The following is a 9,546-nucleotide window of genomic DNA, read 5'->3' on the forward strand; positions in this document are numbered from 1 at the left end:
ACAGCGGTATTACACAAAGATCAGTCACTCGAAGTAACAGACGATGGTCGAGGTATGCCTGTCGATATTCACCCAGAGGAGAAAATCCCAGGGGTAGAGCTGATAATGAGTAAGCTTCACGCGGGTGGGAAATTCTCTAATAAGAACTATCAATTTTCAGGTGGTCTTCATGGCGTCGGTATTTCGGTTGTTAATGCGCTATCTAAACGCGTCGAAATAACGATTCGCCGCGACAGCCAAGTGTACGAGATGGCGTTTGAAAACGGTGATAAAGTGTCAGAACTGGCAGTCACCGGTACCTGTGGCAAGCGTAACACGGGCACCCGCGTTCATTTTTGGCCCGATGAACAGTATTTCGATTCAAGTAAATTTTCAGTTTTAAAGCTGACCCATCTACTGCGTGCAAAAGCGGTTCTTTGTCCAGGATTGACCATTCGCTTTATCAATCATGTTGACGGAGAGGAAACAAGCTGGTTTTACGAGGATGGCTTGACGGACTACTTACGAGAAGCCGTTGAAGAATACCCCACACTGCCGGAGGCGCCCTTTGACGGGAGCTTTGTCAGTAAAACTGAGGCGGCAGAATGGGCAGTGACTTGGTTACCAGAAGGTGGGGAAGCGGTTACTGAAAGTTATGTGAACTTAATTCCCACTGCTTTAGGCGGCACGCACGTCAATGGCTTGCGACAAGGTTTGTTAGAAGCCATGCGAGAATTCTGTGAATTCCGTAATTTAACGCCGCGCGGTGTTAAATTAACGCCTGATGATGTGTGGGAGCGGTGTAGTTATATTCTTTCACTGAAGATGGAAGACCCGCAATTTGCCGGGCAGACTAAAGAACGTTTGTCGTCTCGCCAGTCGGCGAGTTTTGTTTCAGGTGTCGTAAAAGATTCATTCAGCCTGTGGCTCAACGAACATACCGAACAAGCTGAGGCGCTCGCAGAACTTTGTATCTCCAATGCGCAGCGCCGTTTAAAAGCGAGTAAAAAAGTCGTTCGTAAAAAGGTAACGTCGGGACCTGCACTACCGGGTAAGTTGACGGACTGCTCAGGTCAAGATAGTGAACGCAGTGAGCTATTTTTAGTCGAAGGTGACTCTGCGGGTGGCTCAGCAAAGCAGGCGCGCGATCGTGAGTTTCAAGCGGTTATGCCGTTACGAGGTAAAATTCTCAATACATGGGAGGTCGATCCAGAACAGATCCTTGCTTCCCAAGAAATACACGATATTTCAGTTGCGGTAGGGGTTGATCCGAACTCGGTGGATTTGGACAAATTGAGATACAACAAGATTTGTATTCTTGCTGATGCCGATTCCGATGGTTTGCATATCGCGACATTATTGTGCGCTTTGTTTGTAAAACACTTCCGACCTTTGGTCGAAAATGGACACATCTTTGTGGCAATGCCACCGCTGTATCGCATTGATGTCGGAAAAGACGTGTTTTATGCCCTTGATGAGGGCGAGAAGCAGGGCATTCTCGATCGCATAGAAGCGGAGAAACGCAAAGGTAAAGTTAACGTGCAGCGTTTCAAAGGGTTGGGTGAAATGAACCCACTAACACTTCGTGAAACCACCATGGACCCCAATACCCGTAGACTCGTGCAGCTCACTATTGACGATGCTGAGGCGATGGAAGAATTAATGGATATGTTATTAGCGAAAAAACGTGCAGCCGACCGCCGTACTTGGCTTGAGAGCAAAGGCAATATGGCCGATCTGGCAGAACTATACACATAACCACTGCGCGAAATGAATTTAAATGGAGAACAGCTCAATGTCGAGTGAAGTAACCGAACGCACACCGCTGAGTAAGTTTACTGAGGATGCATATCTCAACTACTCGATGTACGTCATTATGGACCGTGCGTTACCGCATATTGGCGATGGCCTAAAGCCTGTGCAACGTCGAATTATTTACGCAATGTCTGAACTCGGACTTTCGGCACTGGCGAAATATAAAAAGTCTGCTCGCACAGTGGGTGATGTACTTGGTAAATTTCACCCCCACGGTGATAGCGCCTGCTATGAAGCAATGGTACTGATGGCACAGCCATTTAGCTATCGTCACCCGCTCGTTGATGGTCAAGGAAACTGGGGATCGCCGGATGATCCTAAGTCGTTCGCTGCCATGCGTTACACTGAAGCTAAGTTATCGCGCTTTAGCGAAGTATTGTTGAGCGAGCTCGGGCAAGGCACGGTCGACTGGATTCCAAACTTTGATGGCACGATGCGCGAGCCGAAAATGCTACCGGCACGCCTACCGCATATTTTGCTTAACGGCGTTACTGGTATCGCTGTTGGGATGGCAACGGATATTCCGCCTCATAATGCCCGTGAAGTAGCTAATGCGTGTGCATTATTGATTGATAAGCCGAGCGCAGATTTAGATGAGGTGATGGAGCACCTACAAGGACCTGATTATCCCACCGACGCCGAAATTATTACACCTAAAACTGAGTTGAAGAAGCTCTATGAATCGGGGCGTGGGACTGTAAAAATGCGTGCTAAGTATCACCTTGAAGAGGGTGAAATCGTACTGACTGCATTACCTCATCAAGCCTCGGGTGCGAAAGTATTAGAGCAGATTGCGGCGCAGATGCAGGCAAAAAAACTGCCCTTAGTTTCTGACTTACGTGATGAATCAGACCACGAAAACCCCACTCGTTTGGTCGTGGTGCCGCGCTCGAATCGTGTTGATACAGAGCAATTGATGAAGCACTTGTTCGCCACCACAGATCTCGAGAAGCAGTACCGCGTAAATTTGAACATTTTGGGCTTAGATGGTCGGCCGCAAGTTAAGCCATTGGTCGGTATTTTAAGTGAATGGCTAGAGTTCCGTAAGCAAACGGTGACACGTCGATTGCAGTATCGTCTCGACAAAGTAGAAGCGCGTCTGCATATTTTGCAGGGTCTATTAATAGCGTTTTTGAATATTGACGAAGTCATTGAAATTATTCGTTATGAAGACGAGCCGAAAAAGGAACTCATCAAGCGATTCGCGCTTACGGATACTCAGGCAGAAGCTATTCTGGAGTTGAAACTACGCCATTTAGCGCGCTTAGAAGAAATGAAGTTGAAGGGCGAGCAAGATGAGCTTGAAAAAGAACGTGAAAAGCTTTCTCAATTATTAAATTCAGACCGTCGTTTAAAAACACTCATTAAAAAAGAAATTCTTGCTGATGCAGAGAAATATGGCGACGAACGTCGTTCGCCTCTAGTTGAACGGGCTGAAGCCAAAGCACTGAGCGAAACAGAGCTCACTCCTGCTGAAGCAGTGACCGTGGTGCTTTCTGCTAAAGGCTGGGTGCGTTGTGCCAAAGGGCATGATGTTGATGGCGAAAAGCTGAGCTACAAGTCGGGTGACAGCTTCCAGGCGGCTGCTCAGGGTAAGAGCAACTTACCTGTCGTATTTCTTGATACATCGGGGCGCAGCTATTCTTGTGAAGCGCATTCGCTGCCGTCGGCTAGAAGCCAAGGCGAACCGTTGACCGGCCGATTTAATATGGTCGCGGGAGAGACTGTGCACCATGCGTTGATGGCGAAAGATGAGCAATATTATTTACTAAGCTCTGACGCCGGCTATGGTTTTGTGTGTCAGTTTAAAGACCTTGTTTCTCGTAATAAAAATGGTAAGGCGATTTTAAGTTTGCCTACGGGAGCCAAGGTAATGCCGCCTGTAGAAGTAAAAGATACGGCCAAGGCCCATGTCATTGTGGTTTCAAACGAGGGCCGTATGTTGGTGTTCCCGATAGCTGATTTACCGCAGTTGGCGAAGGGGAAAGGTAATAAGATGATCAGTATTCCAGCGCTGCGTGCGCAGTCACGTGAGGAATATGTCGTTGCAACCAGTGTAGCGAGTCCCGATAGTACGGTGACACTCCACGCGGGACGTCGTAAGCTAACATTAAAACCAGCTGACCTGGCACATTATCAGGGCGAGCGTGGACGTCGGGGCAATAAATTGCCACGCGGCTTGCAACGTGTCGACCGTATCGAGGTTGAAGCTACCGCAAATGAGCCAGAATCATCTGACCCTGTCAACGACAGTGATGAATAGCTTAAAGCGCACGCTTGGCTTTAACGAGATCGTTCATAGCATCGTTAAAAACGGTTACCCAGTAGGGGCACAGCTGTGTCCCTGCTAAACGCTTGAGTTCTGCTCGAGCCCTGCTAAATGGCCTTTTCAAGTGGTGTTTGTGCGCGCGCTCATGGGTCATTGCGTCAAAGGTATCAACAATGGCTAAGATTTTTGCGCCATCACATATTTGCGCCTGAGTCAGTCCGTTAGGATAACCGGTTCCGTCCACCCGTTCGTGGTGTTGTAATACCATATGTTTTGCCTCTTGCCATTGTGGTAAGTTTTCGAGCAGTTTGGCCGACAGATAGACGTGCGTTTTTAATGTCTCCGTTTGAATTTCACTGAGCGCGTCGGTTGTGTGCAGAATCGAAACAGGCAGAAAGGACATACCGAAATCGTGAACGAAACATGCAGCAGTGAGTTGTCTGTCATCAATAGGAGACCCTGCATGGCGATTGATCAGTAATGCGAGTTTAAGTTGCCTCTTTGCCCGACCGTGCCAATAACTTGAGCGTTGCTCAGCTTGGTTAATAAGCGCTTCAAAAAGGTTCAAATCGGCCTCAGCGTTATCTTCCGCATTCGGAGTGTAGCTGGGTTGCTCATCTAGATCGGTGGTGATGACTAATTCGGGCGCTAATGTGGCTAGAATCTCGCGCAGTGATGCGTCAATATGTTGGTAATCGAGCTGTCGACACAATGTGATGACGCGTTGGTAGCGTGACTCGGGAAACTCGACTCGCACGTCATTTTTACACGATTGAACAAAATCATGGACTTGATCGATTAAGTTAAACACGATGTCACCGATGATCGCGTTAAAAGTTAAGCGTTGATTGCGTACATCATCAAGTAAGTTTTCAATTGCACCTATCAACGGCACCAGAGGGTCGAGTCCGATGATACCAAGATCACCTTTAATCGTGTGAATCGCACGATACAGTGTTTGTTGATGAGACTCGGAGTTTGGTGCAGACTCTAAAGCAATTACGCTTTTTTCCGCCTGTTGATGGAGTTCTTTGATCTCATCCATAAGCTCGATGTAAATATCGGTGGATATATCGGGTCGAGTGAATAGCGCCATAACTTACCTAATAATTGACTGATCGGAGTTTTATTTTGAATAAACACGATATACTAGCCGAGCAAAACAACAAGGAGTAATGATGTTAGCTGCGATACGCTGGATATTTTTAGGGATCTTTATCGTCCTGTTCGGAGTTATCGGCTGTATATTTTGTATATTGAGGCCATTTCATCGTAATAATACATACGTATGGGCACGTATCTTCGGTTCGGTTACACGTATATTGGGCGTGAAACTTGAGGTCAAGGTGCACCCTGATGTCCCGCCTGGCGGACCTTATGTTTATATTTGCAACCACCAGAACAGCTGGGAAATTTTCACCATTGCAGCGATGTTGCCGCCGAACACAGTTACCGTCGGCAAGAAAAGCCTACGCTATATTCCATTTTTTGGTCAGCTCTATTGGTTAGCTGGAAACATTCTAATCGATCGGAAAAATAAAGGCCGAGCTCATGGCACCATTGCGCAAACGGCGGATGCGATTAAACGCAGGGATATTTCAGTATGGATGTTTCCTGAGGGGACGCGGAGTTACGGTAGAGGGTTACTACCTTTTAAAAATGGAGCATTTCATACCGCCTATAAGGCACAAGTAAATATTGTGCCCGTGTGTGTTTCAAATTTACATAAAAAGATTAAAATGAATCGTTGGAATAATGGCGTACTAAAAATTGAGTTTTTAGAGCCGATTAATATCGCCAATTATTCAAAAGATTCATTGCGGCAATTATCTCGTGATACTCATGATGTGATGAAGAACAAAATTGCTCTACTAGATAAACACGTCAGTGAAAATGATGAAGGAAATTTATGAGTTCAATGCTAGATGTCTTGCTCGAGCAGAGTAATGAAACAATTGATGCCATGCTAGAAGATGGTGTCGATCCAAGTGAATACTATTTAATAGAGCATCATTTGGCGTCACAGGACTTTACCAAGCTCGAAAAGGCCGCTGTAGAAATGGTAAAAGAAGGCTATCACGTTGATGATGCGGACGAGTTTGAGGACGAGCAAGGCGAGCGGTGGTTTGCTTTTGCAGCTTCCACAGAAAGTACGCTTGACCGAGATGTCCTTTCGCGTCAAATTCGCGAGATTTTAGTCGTGGCTGAAGAATGTGAAGTTGAGTACGACGGTTGGGGTACTTTCCTTGACGAAGACGAGGAAGATTTCGAGGACGAATAATTCGTCCTCGAACTTATTGCTATATACCTTGTTGATCCATTTCTAAGCGATAGTCACTACCTAACTCTGATTTTTGTTGGGTGCTAAGCACCTTACCTGCCTGCTGAAAAAAGCCCTGTTCTTCGTCTTCGAGGTGGTGAAGCACTTTATGTTTGAGGCTTTTCAAGTGCTGAAGCCAAGCTGGCGATGACATATCGGTTTGCTCTATCGTCTCAATGAGCTCGTCAATCTCGTGGTGTTCAGCAATACCGTGACGTGATAAGTCGACGGTACTATCGTTGTTAATCAATGGTGAGTAGAAATACCTTTCTTCAGCCGTAGCATGTGCTTGAAGTTGCGCTTTCAAAACGTTGAATTGGGTGCGACGTTCTGCTTCATCCCCCTGCGTGTCGCTCAAGTTGTCCAACAATGCGCGCTGCTTATCATGATCGGTCTTAAGTTCGTCAAAGATATTCATTGCTCTCTCCTTAAGTTAAGCGTTTTATGTTCTACGCAGAGAGATGATAATTGGATGAAAAAAGGCGCCATAAAGGCGCCTTCACTTATGCTCGAAACCTATTACAGAGAGGCTATTTTGGCGTGCTGCTGCTTGAGTTGAGCTAACGCTTCTTCAGCTTCTGCCAGCTTCTCACGCTCTTTAGCAATGACGGCCTCAGGTGCCTTACTCACGAAGTTTTCGTTACTGAGCTTGCCGCTTAGGCGCTTTTGCTCTTGCTCGGCTTTTTGCAGGGCTTTATCGAGACGTTTTAACTCGGCGTCCTTGTCAATTAAGCCAGCCATCGGGATGTGCAACTGCATACTATCCACAAGGCTTGTCATACTCGCTGGCGGCTCATCGCCTTCATTCAAGTAGTCGATTTGCTCAAGTTTGGCCAGGCTCTGCAAGAATGTTCTGTTGGCTTCAATACGGCCCCGTGCCATCTCATCATAATGAGATATTAGCAACGGTAATGGTTTGTTAGGCGATAAATCCATCTCACCACGGATATTTCGGATCGCCAAGATCACCCGTTTTAACCATTCCATATCCTGCATCGCTTGATGATCGACATCGGCGTTTGCTCGTGGGAACGGTTGCAACATAATCGTTTCACCCTCAACCCCGGCCAACGGTTTGACACGATGCCAAATAGTCTCGGTGATATAAGGCAACACAGGATGCAGTAGTCGTAATAGTTGCTCGAGTACAGTGACCAAGGTACGGCGCGTGCCACGTTGCTCTGCTTCAGTACCATTATTAAGTACGGGCTTGGTTAACTCTAAATACCAGTCACAGAACTGGTTCCAAGTAAACTCGTAAGCAATCGCTGCGGCTTGGTCAAACCGATAGGTATCGAGTGCATGACGGAACTCTTTAACAGTGTGGTTGAAGCGCGCAATAATCCACTCATCTGCGAGCGATAAGCGATAGTCTTCACCTGACTGGCCGCAATCATGTTCTTCCGTGTTCATCAACACATAGCGGCTAGCGTTCCATAACTTATTACAGAAGTTGCGATAACCCTCAAGACGTTTCATATCCCAGTTAATATCACGACCCGTCGAAGCCAGCGCAGTCAGAGTAAAACGCAACGCATCGGTACCATGTGCAGCGATGCCTTCAGGGAACTGTTTGCGTGTTGCTTTAGCAATTTTCTCGCGCATTTTAGGTTGCATGAGATTAGCGGTACGCTTTTCGACTAATGCATCAGCGCTAATGCCGTCGATCATGTCTAATGGATCCAGTACGTTACCTTTCGACTTAGACATCTTCTGGCCTTCTTCATCGCGAATAAGCCCAGTGACATAGACCTTTTTGAAGGGGACCTGAGGCTGACCATTTTCATCTTTCAGGAAGTGCATGGTCATCATAATCATGCGCGCAACCCAGAAGAAAATAATATCAAACCCGGTGACCAGCACATCAGTCGGGTGGAACGTTTTTAAATCGTCAGTTTGCTCTGGCCAACCTAGCGTCGAGAAAGTCCAAAGCGCAGAGGAGAACCAGGTATCAAGGACATCATCATCTTGAGACAATTTGATGTCGCCTAGGTCGTTTTCTTTACGCACCTCTTCCTCAGAGCGTCCAACATAGACGTTACCTTGTTCGTCGTACCATGCTGGAATGCGGTGTCCCCACCACAATTGACGTGAAATACACCAATCCTGAATGTCACGCATCCAACTGAAGTACATATTCTCGTATTGTTTTGGTACGAACTCGATACGACCATCCTCAACGGCCTCAGTCGCTTGTTTAGCTAATGACTCAACACGCACATACCACTGATCTGTTAAGTGCGGCTCAATCGGAACACCTCCGCGGTCGCCATAAGGCACCTTATTGGTATGTTTCTCAATTTTATCGAGGAGTTCGAGTTCTTCAAACGCGGCGATGATTTGTTTACGTGCTTCAAAGCGTTCAAGCCCTGCAAACTGTTGAGGCAGTTCGCCCTTAAACTCACCAAGCGACTCAACCGCTTCTCCTTTGCTCGTATATAAACCAGCAGTACTTAAAACATGTGCCGTATCATCAAGCACGGCAATCATGCCTAGTTCGTTACGCTTACCGATTTCATAGTCATTAAAGTCGTGAGCAGGGGTAATCTTAACGCAGCCAGTACCGAATTCACGGTCGACGTAATCGTCTGCGATGATCGGAATTCTACGCTCAACGAGTGGTAGCTCGATGTGCTTACCGACTAAGTGTTTGTAACGCGCGTCTTCTGGGTGAACGGCAACACAGACATCACCCAGCATCGTCTCGGGTCGAGTCGTTGCGACAACCAAATAATCTTTACCGTCTTCCGTTTTCTCGCCATCCGCTAGCGGATAACGCAGATGCCAGATGTGACCCTGCTGCTCTTTATTTTCAACTTCAAGGTCAGAAATCGCGGTTTGTAACTTTGGATCCCAATTAACCAAGCGCTTGCCACGGTAAATGAGACCTTCTTTGTGAAGCTTTACAAAGACTTCTAGCACTGCTTTAGACAGACCTTCATCCATCGTAAAACGCTCGCGATCCCAGTCGACAGAATCACCTAAGCGACGCATTTGTGAGGTAATCGTGCCGCCAGACTCTTGCTTCCACTCCCAGACTTTGTCGATAAACGCTTCACGACCTAAATCGGCACGGCTTTTGCCGTCTGCTGCGAGTTGACGCTCAACAACCATTTGGGTTGCAATGCCGGCGTGGTCGGTACCCACTTGCCATAAGGCTTTT

General features: G+C 47.0%; 7 protein-coding genes. 4 read left to right on the forward strand and 3 right to left on the reverse strand.

Annotated features, from left to right (window positions below; translation table 11 throughout):
- Both parE and parC read left to right on the forward strand, forming a co-directional pair.
- A partial coding sequence (parE, locus tag B2X00_RS10770) for a DNA topoisomerase IV subunit B (protein ID WP_290487554.1) occupies positions 1 to 1,737 on the forward strand: 1,737 nt, incomplete at its 5' end.
- Between the two features lie 37 nt (positions 1,738 to 1,774).
- A complete protein-coding gene (gene parC, locus B2X00_RS10775; RefSeq protein ID WP_290487555.1) occupies positions 1,775 to 4,057 on the forward strand; it encodes a DNA topoisomerase IV subunit A in 2,283 nt (760 codons plus the stop codon).
- A gap of 1 nt (position 4,058) precedes the next feature.
- Here parC and B2X00_RS10780 read toward each other — a convergent pair whose 3' ends face one another.
- Positions 4,059 to 5,159 (reverse strand): HD-GYP domain-containing protein, encoded by a 1,101-nt coding sequence (locus B2X00_RS10780; protein WP_290487556.1) that lies wholly within the window; start codon positions 5,157 to 5,159, stop codon positions 4,059 to 4,061.
- A gap of 82 nt (positions 5,160 to 5,241) precedes the next feature.
- Between B2X00_RS10780 and B2X00_RS10785 the strand changes: the two genes are divergently transcribed.
- Positions 5,242 to 5,976 (forward strand): 1-acylglycerol-3-phosphate O-acyltransferase, encoded by a 735-nt coding sequence (locus tag B2X00_RS10785; protein ID WP_290487560.1) that lies wholly within the window; start codon positions 5,242 to 5,244, stop codon positions 5,974 to 5,976.
- A complete protein-coding gene (rraB, locus tag B2X00_RS10790) occupies positions 5,973 to 6,344 on the forward strand; it encodes a ribonuclease E inhibitor RraB (RefSeq protein ID WP_006956978.1) in 372 nt (123 codons plus the stop codon). Before B2X00_RS10785 ends, rraB begins: the two co-directional genes overlap by 4 nt.
- Before the next feature lie 19 nt (positions 6,345 to 6,363).
- Here rraB and B2X00_RS10795 read toward each other — a convergent pair whose 3' ends face one another.
- On the reverse strand, positions 6,364 to 6,801 hold the full coding sequence (locus B2X00_RS10795) for a hemerythrin domain-containing protein (RefSeq protein WP_006956977.1): 438 nt from the start codon (positions 6,799 to 6,801) through the stop codon (positions 6,364 to 6,366).
- 101 nt (positions 6,802 to 6,902) lie between these two features.
- Positions 6,903 to 9,546, reverse strand: a 2,644-nt coding sequence (locus B2X00_RS10800) for a valine--tRNA ligase (protein ID WP_290487558.1), incomplete at its 5' end; no start/stop codon positions are given.

This window comes from Idiomarina sp. UBA3162, from assembly GCF_002364475.1.
Classification (GTDB): domain Bacteria; phylum Pseudomonadota; class Gammaproteobacteria; order Enterobacterales; family Alteromonadaceae; genus Idiomarina.

Excerpts from the sequence above, each read along its gene's own strand:
- B2X00_RS10780 (WP_290487556.1), bottom strand. The coding sequence starts at position 5,159 with ATGGCGCTATTCACTCGACCCGATATATCCACCGATATTTACATCGAG.
- parC (WP_290487555.1), top strand. The coding sequence starts at position 1,775 with ATGTCGAGTGAAGTAACCGAACGCACACCGCTGAGTAAGTTTACTGAG.
- B2X00_RS10795 (WP_006956977.1), bottom strand. The coding sequence starts at position 6,801 with ATGAATATCTTTGACGAACTTAAGACCGATCATGATAAGCAGCGCGCA.
- B2X00_RS10785 (WP_290487560.1), top strand. The coding sequence starts at position 5,242 with ATGTTAGCTGCGATACGCTGGATATTTTTAGGGATCTTTATCGTCCTG.
- rraB (WP_006956978.1), top strand. The coding sequence starts at position 5,973 with ATGAGTTCAATGCTAGATGTCTTGCTCGAGCAGAGTAATGAAACAATT.